At 65.9% G+C, this 18,145-nt stretch carries 15 protein-coding genes; 5 read left to right on the forward strand and 10 right to left on the reverse strand.

The features are described 5' to 3' along the window. Positions 1 to 98: 98 nt before the first annotated feature. Both ettA and ACHMWQ_RS19990 read right to left on the reverse strand, forming a co-directional pair. Entirely contained in the window at positions 99 to 1,751 is a 1,653-nt protein-coding gene (gene ettA / locus ACHMWQ_RS19985) for an energy-dependent translational throttle protein EttA (protein ID WP_354550448.1), read from the reverse strand. A 167-nt stretch (positions 1,752 to 1,918) separates the two neighbouring features. Beyond that, positions 1,919 to 3,346 (reverse strand): glycosyltransferase, encoded by a 1,428-nt coding sequence (locus ACHMWQ_RS19990; protein ID WP_396308806.1) that lies wholly within the window; start codon positions 3,344 to 3,346, stop codon positions 1,919 to 1,921. Between the two features lie 227 nt (positions 3,347 to 3,573). Between ACHMWQ_RS19990 and ACHMWQ_RS19995 the strand changes: the two genes are divergently transcribed. From ACHMWQ_RS19995 to ACHMWQ_RS20005, 3 genes are all read left to right on the forward strand, one after another. Further along, positions 3,574 to 4,047 carry a MarR family winged helix-turn-helix transcriptional regulator gene (locus ACHMWQ_RS19995; RefSeq protein ID WP_396308807.1) on the forward strand — a complete coding sequence of 158 codons (474 nt, stop codon included), beginning with the start codon at positions 3,574 to 3,576 and terminating at the stop codon, positions 4,045 to 4,047. A gap of 131 nt (positions 4,048 to 4,178) precedes the next feature. After that, entirely contained in the window at positions 4,179 to 5,741 is a 1,563-nt protein-coding gene (locus tag ACHMWQ_RS20000; protein WP_396309493.1) for an MFS transporter, read from the forward strand. 25 nt (positions 5,742 to 5,766) lie between these two features. Beyond that, entirely contained in the window at positions 5,767 to 6,840 is a 1,074-nt protein-coding gene (locus ACHMWQ_RS20005; RefSeq protein WP_396308808.1) for an HlyD family secretion protein, read from the forward strand. 214 nt (positions 6,841 to 7,054) lie between these two features. Here ACHMWQ_RS20005 and ACHMWQ_RS20010 read toward each other — a convergent pair whose 3' ends face one another. The 8 genes from ACHMWQ_RS20010 to ACHMWQ_RS20045 all read right to left on the reverse strand — a co-directional run bounded on the left by ACHMWQ_RS20010 (position 7,055) and on the right by ACHMWQ_RS20045 (position 16,164). Next, positions 7,055 to 8,155, reverse strand: coding sequence for a sulfite oxidase (locus ACHMWQ_RS20010; protein WP_396308809.1), 1,101 nt, complete (start codon positions 8,153 to 8,155; stop codon positions 7,055 to 7,057). Positions 8,156 to 8,246: 91 nt separating this feature from the next. Further along, positions 8,247 to 9,467: an NAD(P)/FAD-dependent oxidoreductase gene (locus tag ACHMWQ_RS20015; RefSeq protein ID WP_396308810.1), complete on the reverse strand. Its 1,221-nt coding sequence runs from the start codon at positions 9,465 to 9,467 to the stop codon at positions 8,247 to 8,249. 305 nt (positions 9,468 to 9,772) lie between these two features. After that, positions 9,773 to 10,771 (reverse strand): ABC transporter ATP-binding protein, encoded by a 999-nt coding sequence (locus tag ACHMWQ_RS20020; RefSeq protein WP_396308811.1) that lies wholly within the window; start codon positions 10,769 to 10,771, stop codon positions 9,773 to 9,775. A 63-nt stretch (positions 10,772 to 10,834) separates the two neighbouring features. Continuing rightward, the gene (locus ACHMWQ_RS20025; protein ID WP_396308812.1) at positions 10,835 to 11,887 is read right to left on the reverse strand and encodes a Gfo/Idh/MocA family protein; all 1,053 of its coding nucleotides are present in this window, start codon (positions 11,885 to 11,887) and stop codon (positions 10,835 to 10,837) included. A gap of 50 nt (positions 11,888 to 11,937) precedes the next feature. Next, positions 11,938 to 12,777 (reverse strand): carbohydrate ABC transporter permease, encoded by an 840-nt coding sequence (locus ACHMWQ_RS20030; RefSeq protein ID WP_354550460.1) that lies wholly within the window; start codon positions 12,775 to 12,777, stop codon positions 11,938 to 11,940. An 8-nt stretch (positions 12,778 to 12,785) separates the two neighbouring features. Next, complete coding sequence (locus tag ACHMWQ_RS20035) at positions 12,786 to 13,727, reverse strand: carbohydrate ABC transporter permease (protein ID WP_266329594.1); 942 nt, start codon at positions 13,725 to 13,727, stop codon at positions 12,786 to 12,788. Positions 13,728 to 13,932: 205 nt separating this feature from the next. Next, a complete protein-coding gene (locus ACHMWQ_RS20040) occupies positions 13,933 to 15,204 on the reverse strand; it encodes an ABC transporter substrate-binding protein (protein WP_396308813.1) in 1,272 nt (423 codons plus the stop codon). Between the two features lie 51 nt (positions 15,205 to 15,255). Then, the gene (locus ACHMWQ_RS20045; RefSeq protein ID WP_396308814.1) at positions 15,256 to 16,164 is read right to left on the reverse strand and encodes an N-acetylmuramic acid 6-phosphate etherase; all 909 of its coding nucleotides are present in this window, start codon (positions 16,162 to 16,164) and stop codon (positions 15,256 to 15,258) included. A gap of 334 nt (positions 16,165 to 16,498) precedes the next feature. Between ACHMWQ_RS20045 and ACHMWQ_RS20050 the strand changes: the two genes are divergently transcribed. Together ACHMWQ_RS20050 and ACHMWQ_RS20055 are read left to right on the forward strand one after the other, a co-directional pair. After that, positions 16,499 to 17,374: a BadF/BadG/BcrA/BcrD ATPase family protein gene (locus tag ACHMWQ_RS20050; protein WP_396308815.1), complete on the forward strand. Its 876-nt coding sequence runs from the start codon at positions 16,499 to 16,501 to the stop codon at positions 17,372 to 17,374. Beyond that, positions 17,371 to 18,135: a GntR family transcriptional regulator gene (locus tag ACHMWQ_RS20055; RefSeq protein WP_354550467.1), complete on the forward strand. Its 765-nt coding sequence runs from the start codon at positions 17,371 to 17,373 to the stop codon at positions 18,133 to 18,135. The genes ACHMWQ_RS20050 and ACHMWQ_RS20055 overlap by 4 nt, the downstream gene beginning before the upstream one ends. Positions 18,136 to 18,145: the final 10 nt, after the last annotated feature.

Consider the following 18,145-nt stretch of genomic DNA (forward strand, 5'->3'; position numbering starts at 1 on the left):
CTCGATGCCCGTTTTCGGGCGACCCAAACAAGAACGGGCGGGTCCGCCTATCCTTTCGGATAGGCGGACCCGCCCGCATCAAGCAGACGCCGAAGCGATTAGCGCGTCAGCTTCTTGTACTTGATCCGGTGCGGCATGACCGCATCGTTACCGAGGCGACGCTTCTTGTCTTCCTCATATTCCGCGAAATTGCCCTCGAACCACTCGACATGGCTGTCGCCCTCGAAAGCGAGGATGTGGGTCGCGAGACGGTCGAGGAACATGCGATCATGCGAGATGATCACGGCGCAACCGGCGAAATCCTCGAGCGCCTCTTCCAGCGCGGCCAGGGTTTCGGTGTCGAGGTCGTTGGTCGGCTCGTCGAGCAGGATGACGTTGTTGGCGTCCTTCAGCAGCTTGGCGAGGTGAACGCGGTTGCGCTGGCCGCCCGAAAGCGTGCCGACCTTCTGCTGCTGGTCGCCACCCTTGAAGTTGAAGGCGCCCGCATAAGCGCGCGTGTTCACTTCCTTCTTGCCGAGATAGAACACTTCGGCGCCGCCGGAGATTTCCTCCCAGACGGTCTTGTTCGAGCCGAGGTCGTCGCGGCCCTGGTTGACGTAGCCGAGCTGGACCGTGTCGCCGAGCGAGATCGAGCCGGAATCGGGCTTTTCCTCGCCGGTGATCATCTTGAACAGGGTCGACTTGCCGGCGCCGTTCGGGCCGATCACACCGACGATGCCACCCGGCGGCAGCTTGAACGAGAGATTGTCGATCAGCAGGCGGTCGCCATAGCTCTTCGACAGGTTCTCGACCTCGATGACCTTGTCACCCAGGCGCTCGCCGACCGGAATGACGATCTGCGCCGTCTGCAGCGACTTGCCCTCTGCGCGCTCGACCAGCTCGTCATAGGCCTTGATACGGGCCTTCGACTTGGACTGGCGGGCCTTGGGCGACTGCTGGATCCACTGGCGCTCGCGCTCGATCGCCTTCATGTGGGTCATGTCCTCGCGACCCTCCTGCTCCATGCGCTTGGCCTTCTTCTCCAGATAGGCGGAGTAGTTGCCTTCGTACGGAATCGAACGGCCGCGATCGAGCTCGAGGATCCAGCCCGTCACATTGTCGAGGAAGTAGCGATCGTGGGTGACGATCAGGATGGCGCCGGGGTAATCGCGCAGATGCCCTTCCAGCCAGTTGATCGACTCGGCGTCGAGATGGTTGGTCGGCTCGTCGAGGAGCAGCAGATCGGGCTGCTCGAGCAGCAGGCGGCAGAGCGCGATGCGGCGCTTCTCACCACCGGAGAGGTTTTCCACCGAAGCGTCGCTGGGCGGGCAGCGCAGCGCGTCCATCGCCATCTCGACCTGGCTCTCGAGGTCCCAGAGGTTCTGGCTGTCGATGATGTCCTGGAGCTTGGCGCCCTCCTCCGCGGTCTCGTCGGAGTAGTTCATCATCAGGTCATTGTAGCGGTCGACGATCGCCTTCTTCTTGGCGACGCCTTCCATGACGTTCTCGAACACGTTCTTGGTCGGATCGATCTTCGGTTCCTGCGCGAGGTAGCCGACGGAAGCGCCCTGCGCCACCCAGGCCTCGCCCGAGAAATCCTTGTCCATCCCGGCCATGATCTTCAGGAGGGTCGACTTACCCGAGCCGTTCGGGCCGAGCACGCCGATCTTGGCGTCGGGATAGAAGGAGAGATGGACGTTCTCCAGGACCTTCTTGCCGCCCACATAGGTCTTGGTCAGACCTTGCATGAAATAGATAAACTGCCGCGCCATAAATTCGCTCCGAAGGCCCTCTTCGCCAAAGAGGCAGGATGTAGGGATTAGGTTGCCGCTCTTCTAGTCGATGCGCTGCCAAGGGGCAACGCGCGTGACGCCGCGCCCGGATAGTGGACGCCGGATTGGCGCCATCCCGAGACACCGGAAGGCGGGGGTTGGAAAAACTAGATCGCCGCCGGGTCGGCGGCGACTTCGCCGCCATGGGGGGCGACCGGCCCCGGCCCGAAGGCGGCGCCCGCGCCGTCCGAGGCAGGGAGTTGCTCCATCAGCGCCAGCAGGCCGGCCGCGAAGTCGGCTTCGGACGTCGGATGATAGCGCGCCGCGATCGCGGATCGCAGGGTCGCCAGCCATTCGTCGTCCGTCGCCGCCCGCTCGATCGCCGCGATCCAGCCTTCCAGATCGCGCGCCGGGATGATCGGCATCAGGCCCTGCGTCGCCTCCGCGAGGGCCGGCGCATCGGAAATCAGAACCGGCAGGCCGAAATCCAGGCACTCGGCGGCGCCGAGGCCCCAGCCCTCCGCGAGCGAGGGAAACACGCCGAACCGGGCGTTCTGATACAGCCAGGCCAATTGCGGATCGCTGATGCCGGAGAGGAACGTTACCTTGTCGGCCAGTTCGGGATGCTCGGCCAGATACTGCTCGACCTCCTCCACCATCCAGCCCCATCGGCCACAGAGGACGAGTTTCGGCATGCGGTCGCCCAGTTGCGGCATCAGGCGTTCCCAGGCCCGCAGCAGCGTGATGTGATTTTTCCGGATCTCGATCGTCGAGCAATAGACGACGAAATTCGTGCCGATCAGCGACTCCACCGGCTCGGGCTTACGTCCCGCCAGTCCCTCGCGCAGAAACGATCCCAGAGGATTGACGGTGACCGTCGGCCGGCGTTCGCCCTCCAGGCCCGCCCGGGTCGTTCGGGCGGAATATTCCGAGACGCAGACCAGCTGGCTGCACCACGCCTGCATCCACTTGAAGTCGCGGGCGAAGGACTTGGCATGGCCCTTGTGGACGAGGTCGGGCATGTCGAGCGGGATCGTGTCATGCAGGATCGCCGTGACCTTCGCCCGGACCTCGGCCGACCGGTGGCCGGCGATCGAATGCAGCCCGATATTCGAAAGGAAGCACTGCGCCTGGGGGTCGGACAGCGGATCCTCGCTGGCCCCGCCCTTCTTGGCGCCCGCCGCGAAGACGAGCTTGCCGATGCGGATGCCGAGTTTCGCCAGCTCGAACGGCAGGCCGGAACGGCCGGCGCAATTGGCCAGGTATCCGGCGGCCACGCGGTCCAGTTCGCGCCCGGCGGAGCCGCCGCTGGCGCGGATCACCTGATAGACGGTCATCACCCGCTGCGGGAACGGCGCGTCGCCGACGCCTTCGATGAACGGGATGCGGCGTTCGACCAGCGCCTCGAGATAGCGCAGCTCCACGGAAGTCAGCATGCGCGCCTTGCCGCTGCCCTCGAGCAGGTAGAAGGAAATGTTCGGGTCCTTGCGGCGCAGCACCTGGCGGATCAGCGCGCTCTCGACGCGGGGAATGCCGACAGGGGGATGCGGCCCCCACCGCAGAGGCTGGGTCGCGTCAAAATAGAACTTGGACATAAGGGGCGCATCCCAACGGCAGACGGTACAGGGTGACGAGAATCATCCTCGCGGACAATTCAGTCGATAGTTTGATCAGGGCGAAATGCCCGCATCGGCCCCCCGCTTGTCAACGGACCGCAGGACAGTCGCACCCTCGTCCACGGCTTCCGGATCGACAAAGCCCCCTCGACAAATCGTAAGGCCTCCCATATATGTAGCTTCATACAATGTACGAGGCGACTGTTATGGTAAGCTATGAAAATCGGCCCAAGACGTTCCTGGGACGGCTATCGCAGGCGAGCCGCGCCATGCGCACCTGTTTCGATTCCGAATTGAAGACGCTCGACCTGACGCTGTCGCGCGGGCGGCTGATGCTGCATCTGGTCTCGGCGTCGCATGTCGTCACCCAGTCGGAACTCACCGACGTGCTGGAAGTCGAGCATCCCACCATCGTGCGGCTGCTCGATGGGCTCGAGCAGTCGGGCCACGTCCAGCGCCAGCCGCTGCCCGGCGACCGTCGCGCCAAGGCCGTGGTCCTGACGGCGGAAGGCCAGGCCATCGGCGAACGCGTCCTGCGCATGACCGACACGCTGAGCGAGCGCCTGCTGGAGGGAATTCCGCCGGAGGACATCGACGTCGCGGAACGGGTCCTGGTGACTCTTTCCGACAATCTCGGCAGGGCGCTCGCCAAGGAAACGGAAGTCGAGCCGGCATCATGAGCAACGCGATCGCCCTGGCGCCGCGGGCCGAGGCAACAGTCCCGGCGGCGCCGAAACCCGTTCCTGTCCAGTCTGCCCCCGCTGCCGTCGTCGACCCGCCGGCCCCTCCGGCTGCGCCCGCCTTCGTGCCGATGCCGCCCTTGCGCGCCGCCATCTATGCCGGCGCCTCGATCCTGCTGGGCCTGACGCAGGGCCTCGGCCTCAATCTGGTCAGCGCCAACCTGACGGGCCTGCAGGGCCCGCTGCATGCGACACAGATCGAGATCGCCTGGCTGACGGCCGCCTACATGGCGACCAACATCACCGGCACCATGCTGCTCTACAAGGTGCGGACGCAGTTCGGCCTGCGCCGTTTCGCCGAGATCGGCCTGATCATCTATGCGCTGGTCACAATCGCCCACCTGTTCAGCAACGATTTGCGCTCGGCGCTGGCCGTGCGCGCCGTGATGGGCATCGCCGCCGCGCCGCTTTCGACGCTTGCCTTCTATTACATGCTTGAATGGCTGCCGCCGGCCCGCAAACTGACGCTAGGCGTCACCTTCGGCGTGCTGGGCGGCCAGCTGGCCGTGCCCATCGCCCGCGTCATCTCGCCGGACCTGCTGGAACTCGGCGACTGGCACGGGCTCTATCTGATCGAAGCGGGCCTGGCGATGCTGAGCCTTGCCGTCATCTACATCCTGCCGATTACCCACCCGCCGCGGGTGAAAGTGTTCGACCGCGAGGACTGGATCAGCTTTCCGCTGATCGCCGCCGGCTTCGGCTCGACCGCCATCGTCCTTTCCGTCGGCCGGCTCTACTGGTGGTTCGATGCGCCCTGGATCGGCGTGCTGCTCGCCGTGTCGATCGCGTCGCTGACCCTCGTCGTCATCATCGAATGGCACCGGGCCCATCCGATCATCGACCTGCGCTGGCTGTCGTCCTACGACATGCTGACGCTGACGGGCTCGTTCCTGCTGTTCCGCTTCCTGCTGTCCGAACAGTCGGTCGGCGCCATCGGCCTGTTCAATTCGATCGGCCTGCAGAACGACCAACTGATCCCACTGTTCACGATCATCCTGGCGGCGACGCTGGCGGGCTATCTGTTCACGGCCTGCGTCATCAGCCCGGCCAGTGGCCCACGCCTGCATCTAGCGGCCCTGATCCTGATCGCCGCTGGCGCCTGGATGGATTCGCGCGTCACCAATTTGACCCGGCCGGAGCAGTTCTATCTCAGCCAGGCCATGATCGCATTTGCGGGCGCGATGTTCCTGCCGCCCGCTCTGCTCGTGGGCTTCGGCAAGGCGATCGCGAGGGGGCCGATGGGCATATTGAGCTTCCTCGTCGTCTTCCTCGGCACCCAGAGCATGGGCGGCATCCTGGCCTCCGCCATTCTGGGGACCTTCCAGACGGTGCGTGAGAAATTCCATTCGAGCGTCATCGTCGAGCACCTGACGCTGCAGGATCCGCTCGTCGCCCAGCGCATCCGCGCCTATGGCGCCGCCTATTCCAAGGTGTTGCCGGATCCGGCGCTCCAGAATGCTGAAGGCGTTGTCACGCTCGGCAAGCTGGCCAGCCAGGAGGCGAGCATCCTCGCCTACCAGGACATGTTCCTGCTGATCTTCTACGTCGCGCTGGCCGGCATCGCCCTGCTGGCCGCCCACACCGCCTATGTCCGCTATCGCACCACCCGCCTCGCCGCGCTCACCCCGGCCTGACGGCTATCAGAATCGAGTGTTCATCATGCAGATCCAGTCGATCTTCAAATCCAGAACCACCCTCGCCGCGCTTACCGTCGGCATTCTCGGCGTGCTGCTCGTGCTCTATTCCTGGCAGCTGCCGCCCTTCGCCTCGTCGGTGCAGACCACCAACAACGCCTATGTCAAAGGCCAGGTCACGCTGCTCAGCCCGCAGATCGCCGGCTATGTCGTCGACGTTCCGGTCCAGGACTATATGAGCGTCAAGAAGGGCGACCTGCTCGTGCAGATCGACGACCGCATCTATCGCCAGCAATTGGCCCAGGCGCAGGCGACCCTGGTTCAGCAGCAGGCGGCGCTCGCCAATTTCGCCGAGAACCGCCTCGCCAAGCAGGCAAGCCTCGACCTCGCCAAGGCGCAGCGGCAGAGCGCGCAGGCCGGGCTGGAGAAGGCCGAGCTCGACGACAAGCGCACGGGCACGCTGGTCGATCGCGGTTTCTCGACCCAGTCCTCCGGCGACCAGACCCGCGTCGCGCGGCTGCAGGCGCAGTCAGCCGTCGCACAGGCGGAAGCCTCGGTGCAGATCGCCGAACAGAACCTCGCTCTGATCGACGCGGGAAAGAGCTCGCTCGAAGCCGCCGTCGCCAGCGCCGAGGCAGCGGTCGAGCTCGCCCAGATCAACCTCGACAACACCCGCATCGTCGCGCCGGTCGATGGCCGGCTCGGCGAGGTCGCGGCGCGGCTTGGACAATATGCGGCCGCCGGCACGCAGCTGACCTCGATCACGCCGTCGAAAACCTGGGTCATCGCCAATTTCAAGGAAACCCAGCTCGCCCATGTCGAAGTCGGCCAGCCCGCCACCTTCACGGTCGATGGTCTCGGCGACGTCGAGCTGAACGGCCGCGTGTCGCAGATCGCGCCGGCTGCCGGTTCGGAGTTCAGCGTGCTCAAGCCGGACAACGCCACGGGCAACTTCACCAAGGTCGCCCAGCGCATTCCGCTGCGCATCGAGATCGACGGCGGCCAGCCCGCGGCTGCGGATCTGCGCCCCGGCATGTCGGTGATCGTCAAGATCGACACCGCCGACAAGCCGCTGCCGGCCCTGGCTTCGGCGAACTAGGCGGGCTTAGGCGGTCCACTCGGGCCGCCCGGCTTCACCTCTCCCTGAGGGAGAGGTCGACGGCCAAAGGCCGGCGGGTGAGGGTTTACAGCCTTACCGGAGAGTTCCCTAAACCCTCACCCGGAGCTTCGCTCCGACCTCTCCCTCAGGGAGAGGTGAGCGAGAGGTATTGGTTGGTTGGACGGGCGCCGGCCCCCCTTTTGGTGCGCTCGCCTCAGCGCACGGTGACCGGAATGGCCTGGGCCATGTTGTTGCCGACGCCGATCCAGTTCCAGTTCGGCTCGATCGGCTGGATATTGCCGGCCGCATCGATCGCCCGGCAGGAAAGCACGTGCTCGCCCGGTTCCGCTTCCCAGACGCAGGTCCAGCGCCTCCAGGCGAACTCCCCCTGCGGGGGATCGAGTTCCGCCGCGGTCCAGCCGCCATCGACGCCGAACTCCACCCGCTCGATCGGCGCCTCGCCGGACCAGGCCCGGCCCTCAATCCGGCACGGCCCGGCGCCCAGCGTGCGCTTGCGCGTCAGAAAATCCGGATCGCCCGGCGGCACCAGCAGCGCGCGCGGTCGGATGCGCTGCACCGGCGTGCCGGGATCGTCCGGGCCGCTTCGGTAATGGTAGTTGGTCGCCTGATAGTAGCCCTGGAACGGACGGTTCACCGCCTCGATCCGGTTCAGCCATTTGACGCTGGCCATGCCGTACCAGCCCGGTACCAGCAGGCGCAGCGGAAAGCCGTGCTGCGGCAGCAGGGGCTGGCCGTTCATCTCATAGGCAAGCAGGATTTCCGGCCGGTTGGCATAGTCGACCGGCAGGCTGCGGGCGTAATCCAGCTCCTCGCCCTTCTCAAAGCCATGGTCTGCCCCGGTGAAGACGATCTCGACGGCATCGGCTTGCACGCCGGCCTCGGCCAGCAGGCCGGAGAGCGGCGTGCCGGTCCACAGCGCAGTGCCGACCGCCTCCGTCACCCAGGGCTGGCTGACCGGTCGCGGATGCAGGCGCGAACGGCCATTGCCGGCGCATTCGAGCGTGACCGGCAGGCTGACGCGAGGCCGCGCGCGGATGTCGTCCAGGGTCAGCTCGAGGCGGCGCGAGACCAAGCCCTCGATCGAAAGCCGCCAGTCGGCGGGATCGATCATCGGAATGTCGAAATGGATCAGCAGGTAGTGCAGGCCGGCCGGGGTGATGTCGTACCGCAGCGCCTCAAGCGGCATGGCGTGGTTGCGCGCCGCGAGCTGCAGCTCCTCGACCGTCAGCGGCCCCTCGGTCGGCCCCTTGGGCAAGGACGGGCGGCCAAAGATGGAAAGCGGCGTATCGGACATGCGCGACCCCATGATCAAAGCTCTGCGACAGCTACCGGCTGTGGCAAAGCCTAGCATGGAACCGGCGCGGCACCAGACCGGCCGGCTCGGTTCAGCCGGCCAGAACCAGCTTCTTCAGATCCACGCCCTCGTCCGCCGCCACCGCCTTGTCGAGCTGGAAGCCGGATCCCAGCATGCGGCGGCCCAGCATGTGATCGCCGGCGCGGTTGACCGAGTCGATCGCGACCAGATCGTCGTCGCGGTAATGGAACACGGAGAACGAGCCGTCCTCCGGCCTGCCGCGCAGGACGCTGGAATTGGCGTCGTTGGAAAGGCCGACCATCTGCAGCTTGGCGTCGCCCTGATCCGACCAGAACCACGGCACGGCGCGATAGGCCTCGCCCTTGCCGAGCAGCGCCGCGACGCCGGTCTTCGCCTGGTCGACGGCGTTCTGCACGCTTTCGAGCCGCACTGAACGGCCCAGCGCCCAATGATGGAACGACACCGCGTCGCCGGCTGCGACGATGCGCGGATCGGACGTGCGCATCGCCTCGTCGACGACGATGCCATTGGCGACATGCAGGCCGGCGGCCTCCGCCAGTTCGACATTCGGCACCACGCCGACGCCGACGATCACGGTGTCGGCGGGAATGCGCTCGCCGGACAGCGTCTCGACGGCGACGGCCTGACCGTTCTCGCCGATGATGCCGTGGACCGGCGTCTCCAGCCGGATCGTCGTGCCCATGGCGCGGTGCAGGTCGAGGAAATAGGCCGAGATCGCCGGCGCCACGACGCGGCCCATCAGGCGCGGCGCGGCTTCCAGCACGGTCACGGTCTTGCCGAGCAGGCGCGCGGTCGCCGCCAGCTCCAGGCCGATGAAGCCGCCGCCAACCACGACGACATCCCTCGCCATCGCGAAGCGCCGCTTCAGCCGGCGCGCATCCTCGGCGGTGCGTAGCAGGAAGATGTTTTCGAGATCGATGCCGGGTACCGGCGGCACGCGGACGCGCGCGCCGGTCGCGAGCACCAGCCCGTCGAAGGGCAGGCTGTCGGCCCCGAGCCGCACCAACCCGGCGTCGCGGTCGATGGCGGTCACTTCCGAACCCAGCACCAGATCGACGGCGTTCTTCTCGTAGAAGGCGGCCGGGCGCAGCTCCTGGAGCTCGTCGCCCTCGGCCTTGATGAAGCCCTTCGAGAGCGGCGGGCGGTGATAGGGGATCTCGCGCTCGGCCGAGACGAGCGTGACCTTGCCGTCAAACCCGTCCGACCGGAGGCTCGCCGCGGCCTGCGCGCCGGCATGGCCGCCGCCGATGATTACGATGTTCTTGGTCATGTCACCCGCCAGTCCGATTCCGCGCGACACTGGCACCGGGGGCCGGTTCCGTGCAAGGGGCGGAGGGTCCGGAGACGGGCAGAAAGCCCCTCCGCCGTTCCCTCTCCGGCAAGTGGGCGCAGATGACGGCTCGTACGAGAGTCCCACGCGACCAAGGTTTCGGCTGACTAGATCCCAGCTCGGGGGTCGGGATGGCGACGAGCGTGGTTGTCCGTTGTGCCCTGTCCTGCCGGAGACGCGCTTCCTTCACCTCTCCCTGAGGGAGAGGTAAGAGGCAGATCACGGCAAGCGGCGCTTCACCGAAATCAGATCGCCCGGCCGTCCTTGTCGAAGCGGTGGATATGCGTCTCGTCGGCGGCGAGGCCGACCGTCGCGCCGACCTCGAAATCTTCCTGGCCGACAATGCGGACCGTCACCATGTCGGCGCCCTCGACGGCGACATAGACGAAGGTGTCGGAGCCCAGCTTCTCGAGATGGCTGACCTTGCCTTCCCAGTTGCCGCCGGTCGGCACGATGCAAACGTGCTCGGGCCGGATGCCGATCGTCGTGGCGCCCAGCTTTTCCGCCGGCCCGCCGGTGAGGAAATTCATCTTCGGCGAGCCGATGAAGCCGGCGACGAAGAGATTGGCCGGCTTGTTGTAGAGGTCGATCGGACGACCGACCTGCTCGATCTTGCCGGCGCTCAGGACGACGATCTTGTCGGCCAGCGTCATCGCCTCGACCTGGTCATGCGTCACATAGATCATCGTGCCGCCCAGCAGGCGATGCAGATTGGCGATCTCGATGCGCGTGTTGACGCGAAGCGCCGCGTCGAGATTGGACAGCGGCTCGTCGAACAGGAACAGTTTTGGCTGGCGCACGATGGCGCGGCCGATGGCGACGCGCTGGCGCTGGCCACCGGAAAGCTCGGACGGCCGGCGATCGAGCAGCGTGTCGAGATGCAGCATCTTGGCAGCGGCAGCGATCCGGCGCTCGATCTCGCTCTTCTCGACGCCCTCCTGCTTCAGCGCCAGGCCCATGTTGCCCTTCACCGTCAGGTGCGGGTAGAGCGCGTAGCTCTGGAACACCATGGCGATGCCGCGCTTGGCGGGCGGCGTCACGTCGACATTCTTTCCGGCGATCGTCACATGGCCGGAGGTCTGGTCCTCGAGGCCCGCGATGATGCGCAGCAGCGTCGACTTTCCGCAGCCCGACGGGCCGACGAAGACGACGAACTCGCCCTCGGCGACCTCGAGATCGACGCCGCGGATGACGTCGGTCGATCCGAAGCGCTTGGTGACGTTCTGGAGGGTCAGTGCGCTCACGGGCTTATCCTTCGTGATCGTTGGCTGAGCGGCGGCCCAGGAAAACTTTGTCGATACGCCAGGTCACAGCTTCACCACCCTGCCCTCGCGCATGCTGACCTCGGCGGCCAGCGCGATTTCCAGCGAAGTGATGGCGTCCTGCATGTGGCGGGTCAGGTCGATGTCGTCGCGGATCGCCTTCAGCAGATAGGCTTGCTCGCGGTCGCAAAGCGCCTGGTGGCCCGGCTCGTCCTCGGTCGAGAACCATTCATCGGCGCGCTCGAACGAACCATCCGCCTTGAGTTCGGAATGATGGACGCGGATGCGCGCCGTCTTGGTGTGGGTGTCGACATCGTCCGACTTCGCGCCCTCATCCATGACGATCGAGACGGCGCCCTTCGGGCTCATCACGTCCTTCACGAAGAAGGCAGTCTCCGAGATCATCGGGCCCCAGCCGGCTTCATACCAGCCGACCGAGCCATCCTCGAAGATCACCTGCAGATGGCCGTAATTGACCTGGGTCTCGGCGATCTCGCTGGAGAGACGCACGCCCATGCCGCGAACCTCGACCGGCCGAGCGTCGGTGATCTGGCACATGACGTCGACATAATGGACGCCGCAATCGACCAGCGGCGAGGTCGTCTGCATCAGCTGCTTGTGGATGTGCCAGCTCGGCCCCGACGACTGCTGGTTCAGATTCATGCGCATGACGAAAGGCGGCCCAAGCTCGCGCGCCTTGGCGATGAAGCCGATCCAGGAGGGGTGATGGCGCAGGATGTAGCCGATGACGAGCTTCTTGCCCGTCCGCTTGGCTGCCTCGACGACCGAACGCGCATCGGCGGCGTTGGCCGCCAGCGGCTTCTCGACGAAGACATGCGCGCCCGCCTCCATCGCCGCGATCGCGAAGGGCGCGTGGCTGTCGGTATAGGTGTTGACCGAAACGACATCCGGCTTCAGCGCCAGCCCGGCTTCAAAGCTCTCGACGCGCGGATAGGCCATCAGCTCCGCCGGTAGGTCGACCTCGGAGCGGTTGTACATGCCGACGATCTCGAAGCCCCGATTGGCGTGATAGGCCAGCGCATGGCTGCGCCCCATGTGACCGAGGCCGGCGACGAATACGCGAAGGGGACGAGTCATGGGTCAGCAACCTGCCATCAGAGAGAACGGGCCGGGTTTCGGCGCAAAAGTCACTTCACCGCGCCGGCGGTGATGCCGCGGATCAGCTGGCGCGAGAAGATCAGGTAGAGAACCAGCACCGGCAGGATCGCCAGCGACAGCGTCGACAGCACGGCGTTCCAGTTGGTGACGTACTGGCCGATGAACATCTGCGCGCCCAGCGTCACCGTCTTGGTCGCCTCGCTCGGCGCCAGGATCAGCGGGAACCAGAGGTCGTTCCAGATCGGGATCATGGTGAAGACGGCCACCGTCGCCATGGCGGGTCGCACCAGCGGCAGCACCAGGCGGTAGAAGATCGTGTATTCGGAGAGGCCATCCACCCGGCCGGCATTCTTCAGATCGTCCGAGACGTTGCGCATGAATTCCGACAGGATGAATACCGCGAGCGGCAGCCCCTGCGCCGTATAGACCAGGATCAGCGCCGTCAGCGTGTTGACGAGGCCGGTCGCCACCATGCCCTGCAGGATCGCCACCGTGCCGAGCCGGATCGGGATCATGATGCCGAGCGCCAGGTAAAGGCCCATCATCGTGTTGCCGCGGAAGCGATATTCCGACAGCGCGAAGGCGGCCATGGCGCCGAACAGCAGCACCAGGAAGATCGACACGATGGTGACGATCAGGCTGTTCTGGAAATAGCCGAGAAAGTCGCCCTGTTTCAGCACCGTCTGGTAGCCGATCCAGCTGAAAGTCGTGGCGTTCGGCAACTGCAGCGGCGCGGAAAAGATGCCGGCGCGCGTCTTGAACGAGTTGGCGATGACCAGGAAGATCGGGAACAGCGCCAGGAGCGTGTAGCCGCCCAGCGCCAGATGGACGAAGCCGGAACGGGCCAGCGAAGAACGTGCTTTCGACATGGCCCGCCTCAGAACTGGTAGCGGCGGATGCGCCGCTGGATGACGAAGAGATAGAGGCTGACGCCGGCCAGGATGATCAGGAACATCACCGTGGCAATGGTCGCGCCCATGGAGCGATCGCCGACCTGCAACTGGAAGCCGAAGAAGGTGCGGTAGAGGAAGGTGCCGAGAATGTCGGTCGATCCGTCCGGCCCGGCCAGCGCGCCCTGCATGGTGTAGACGAGATCGAAGGCATTGAAATTGCCGACGAAGGTCAGGATCGAGACGATGCCGATGGTCGGCAGGATCAGCGGCAGCTTGATCTTGAAGAACTGGGCCCAGCCGGTGACGCCGTCGCATTCCGCCGCCTCGATCACCTCGTCCGGGATCGACAGCAGCGCCGCGTAGATCAGCATCATCGGGATGCCGATATTCTGCCAGACAGAGACCAGCGACACCGTGATCAGCGCGCTGCCGGGCTTGCCGAGCCAGGGCCCGAAGAACGGCTTCAGCCAGACCAGATCCATCAGGAAGGGCGCGACGCCCCAGATCGGCGACAGGATCAGCTTCCAGATGAAGCCGACGATGACGAAGGAGAGGATAGTCGGCAGGAAGATCGCCGTCCGGTAGAAGCCGCGCAGGCGTAGGACCGGCAGGGACAGCAGCGCTGCCAGCGCGATGCCGATCGGGTTCTGCACCAGCATGTGGATGACGAAGAAGACGAGATTGTTCTTCAGTGCGTTCCAGAACGAGACCGACCAGCGGTCATCGCCGAACAGCACCTTGAAATTGTCGAAGCCGACGAAGATCGACTGGCCGTCCTGGACGTTGAACAGCGACAGCCGCAGCGTCTCGATCAGCGGCAGGATCATCACGGCGGTGTAGATCAGGACGGCCGGCGCCAGGAATACGGCGATGTGCCAGCGAACGGGGCGCTTGGCGACGGCGTCGGTAGCATCGATCGTGGTCATCCCGGGCCATCTCTTTCGCGGCTTGGAAATCGTTCCGGGCGCATGCGGCGTCCGGAACGTCGATCTCGAAGGAAGCCAATAACACCACCCTCTCCCGCAAGCGGGCGAGGGCTTTTCCACGGCGATCGTCACAAACCTTGCGGCTTGCCTCGATTGCCCCCTCTCCCGCAAACGGGAGAGGGCTGGGGTGAGGGCCTTCCCTGAATTACTTAGCGGCCACCGGCTTGTACCAGGCGTCCAGGCCCTTCTGCAGCTTCTCGGCGGCGACCTGCGGCGTATCCGTGCCATTGATCACATTGGCCGATTCCGTCCAGGTCTCGTTCTCGAGGTTCGGCGTGCCGCGCGACAGGATCTGGTAGGTCGAGCGGATCGTCGGCTTGCACTTCTCGCGCCAGGAGACGAACTCCTCGGCCAGCGGGTCCTGCATCTTCACCGGCGTCGAGGACAGGCTGAAGAAGCCCGGCAGCGCGTTGGCGTAGATCTCGGCGAACTCGGGCGAAGCGACCCAGGCGAGGAACTGCTTCGCCTGTTCCGGATGCGCCGTCTTGGCGTTCATGCCGATCGCGAGATCGGTGTGGTCGGAGATGTAGCATTCGTCGCCGGCCTTCTTCACCGGCGGCGGGAACGCGCCCATCTTGAACTGGGCCTGCTGGTTGAAGCCCGAGATTTCCCACGAACCGGCCGGGTAGATGGCGGCGCGGCCGAGCGTGAACAGGTTCTGGCTGTCCGGATAGGTCTGGGCCTCGAAGCCGTCGCCCATATAGGGCGCCCACTTGGCGAGCGTCGCGAAGGGCTCGACCCACTGCGGATCGGTCAGCTTCTGCTTGCCGGCGATCAGGGCAAGACGGCCCTCTTCACCCTTCCAGTAGTTCGGACCGATGTTCTGGTAGCCCATGGTCGCGGCTTCCCAGAGATCCTTAGTGCCCATGGCGAGCGGGATATAGGTGCCGTCGGCCTTGATCTTCTCGAGCGCCGCGAAGAATTCGTCTTCGGTCTGCGGCACGGAGATCCCGAGCTTGTCGAAGGCTTCCTTGTTGTAGATGAAACCATGGATGACGGCGGCGACCGGCACGCAGAACGTGTCCTTGCCGTCATCGGTGATCCAGGCGGACTTGGCGACGGACGAGAACTTGTCCATGCCGGCCACGTCGTTCAGCGAGGCGAGCTGGCCCTTCTGGAACAGCGCCAGCGACTTGTCGAACGGACGGCAGGTGATGATGTCGCCGGCCGAGCCCGCGTCAAGCTTGGCGCCGAGCGCCGCGTCATATTCGGTCGGAGCGGACGGGGCGAAGTTCAGCTTGATACCGGGATGCTTGGCCTCGAAGGCCGGGATCAGCTTCTCCTGCCAGATCGGCAGATCGTCATTGCGCCAGCTTTCGATCGTCAGCGTGACGTCCTCGGCGAAAGCCGGGGCAGCGAAGCTCGCGCCGATCGCCGCGACCGTCGTCGCAAGCAGGGTCTTCCTGAGATTGTTCATGAAATGACTCCTCTCTGGTCCGTGCCGCCGCGTTGGTGCGGCAGCATCGGGTTATGCGGTTTCGCGTGTTCCCAGCGCAGCGAGCGCCGCGCGGAGATTGCCCTTGTGGGCCGCGAGCAGTTGCTCGGCGCGGGCGGCATCCGCCGCTCCGGCCGCGATCAGGATGGCGGGCTTCACCTCGCCATCGGCGGCATCCAGCGCCGCGATGCCGGATGTCTCGTCGACTTTGGCGATCCGCGCGATGATGCGGGCGGCGCGGCCGCGCAGCTTGGCATTGTCGGCGCGGACATTGACCATCTGCCCATCGACCACATGGCCGAGGCGGATGGCGATCATGGTCGAGAGCATGTTGAAGGCGGCCTTCTGCGCCGTACCCGCCGCCATACGCGTCGATCCCGCCAGCACTTCCGGCCCGGAATCGAGGAACACGGCGATATCGGCATGGGCGAACAGCGGCGCCGAGGCGTTGCAGGCGATCGCCACGGTGGCGGCGCCCGTCTTCCGCGCCGCTTCGAGGCCGGCGACCGTATAGGGGGTCGAGCCGCTGGCGGACGCCGCGACGACGCAATCGTCGGGTCCAAGCCGTGCGGCGTCGATGTCGGCAACGCCGAGTTCGGCGATATCTTCCGGCCCGCCGGTCAGCGTCTCGGTCATCGCCATGCCGCCGGCCATCAGCACCAGGATCTGGCTCTGCGGCACGCTGAAGGTCTGGGGGATTTCGAGAGCGTCGACGAGGGCGAGCAGGCCCGAGGAACCGGCGCCGAAATAGACGAGACGGCCGCCCCTGGCGAGGCATTCGGCCGCCCGCTCGGCGGCGGCGGCGAGCGCGGGAATGGCGCCACGGACCGACATGGCGCCGCGAATCTGCCCTTCGGCCAAGGCGGCAAGCGCGTCGGCCGTCGGCCAGAGATCGATGCCCTCGAAGCGGTCTTCCACCACTTCCGTACGCGGCATTGCCATGAAACCAGCATCCCCCATTGACGTCCTCAGGAAAACGATACCAACAAAGTACCATTGCGTCCAGACGGCAAGGGCGCGCTTCCGCCCACTTTTCCAAAAGCGGTGGCGCAAATCGATTTTGTATCGCTAATTCAAACACATAATCCCAAATGCCTTATTTTTACTCCCATAAGAACCAGGATACCATGGTCTGAAGTGGTATTCGGCCTTCCCAACTGGATTCAATTTGGTATTATCGATATCGGCATCCGGATCGGGCCCTCCGGCCGCCTGCAACCTCGCATTTCGGCTCGAAGCGGGTGACATGTCCGGATCGATAGCAAGGGCTGGCCAATTGATTCTGGTAGGCGTCGACGGTGGCGGAACCCGCTGCAGGGCGCGCGCCCGCTGGCCCGACGGCACGCCGATCGGCGAATGCGTCACCGGCACCGCCAACATCCTGGCCGGCGTCGAGACGGCGCGGGACAACATCGTCGCCGCCGTCGAGGGCGCCCTGATCGCGGGTGGATTGAGCGGCGCGGATCTCGGCCGCTGCCTCGTCGGCCTCGGCCTCGCGGGCGCCAACATCCCGGATCTCTCCGAACGCTTCCTGGCCTCCGACCTCCCCTTCGCCCGCACCGCGCTGGAAATGGATGCCTGGATCGCCTGTCGCGGCGCCCATCCCGACGGCAATGGCGCCATCGCCATCCTCGGTACCGGCACGGCCTATGTGGTCCAGACCGGCGGCGTCTTCGTCACGGTCGGCGGCTGGGGCTTCCAGCTCGGCGACCAGGGCAGCGGCGCCTGGCTCGGCCATATGGCCATGCGCCAGGCCGTGCTGGCGCATGACTCGCTGGTTCCCTCAACCGCCCTCACCGACACGCTGCTGGCGCAGTTCGACGGCAAGCCGGACCGCATGGTCACCTTCTGCAAGACGGCGCTGCCGCGCGACTACGGCACCTTCGCCCCGCTGGTGTTCGAGCGCGCCGCCGCCGGCGACACCATCGCCTCGGCACTCCTGGCGGAAGCCACCCGCGACATCGAAGTGGCGCTGAACCGGCTCGTCGAGCTGGGCGCGGCGCGCATCAGCCTGCTGGGCGGCCTCGCGCCGCTCTATGCCGAGCGGCTCTCGCCCGGGATCGCCGCCCATGTCGCGCCGCCCGCCGGCGATGCGCTCGACGGCGCGCTGATCCTGGCCGCGACGCTGCTTCCCGCGGGGGTGTCGGCATGAGCGATTTCCTCTTCGCGCCCGACCATCTCGCCGACGAAGAAGGCGGCCCGCTCTATTTCCGCCTGCAGACGCTGATCCGCGCCGCGATCTCGGATGGCCGGCTGCCGGCCAACGCCGCCTTGCCGCCGGAGCGCGATATGGCGAGTTCGCTCGGCGTCTCGCGCGTCACGGTGCGCAAGGCGATCCAGGGCCTCGTCGCCGATGGCGTGCTGCGCCAGCGCCATGGCTCCGGCACCTTCGTGTCGCGCAGCGGCGGCCGCGTCGAGCAGCCGCTGTCCCGCCTCTCCTCCTTCACCGAGGATATGAAAAGCCGCGGCCTGGTGCCCACCGCAAGCTGGATCGAGCGCTCCGTCGGCATGCCGACCTCGGCCGAGGCGATGATCCTCGGCCTCGCCCCGACCGAGCGCGTCTCGCGCCTCCACCGTCTGCGCCTTGCCGACAACGAGCCGATGGCGATCGAGCGCGCCGTCATCCCGGCCCGGATCCTGCCCGACCCGATGATCGTCACCAATTCGCTGTATGATGCGCTGACCTCGGTCGGCATGCGCCCGGTGCGCGCCGTGCAGCGCCTCAACGCCGAGAATGTCGGCAGCGCCGATGCCAGCCTGCTCGGCATCGCCGCCGGCTCCGCCGCGCTGGCGATCGAGCGCATCTCCTATCTGCCGGATGGCCGCATCGTCGAGTTCACGCGCTCGCATTATCGCGGCGATGCCTATGATTTCGTAGCCGAATTGAACCTGACCGAAGCGCCGCCGCGCTAGAGTTGGAAAG

The sequence above is a fragment of the Kaistia sp. UC242_56 genome (assembly GCF_044452255.1).
Taxonomy (GTDB): domain Bacteria; phylum Pseudomonadota; class Alphaproteobacteria; order Rhizobiales; family Kaistiaceae; genus Kaistia; species Kaistia defluvii_A.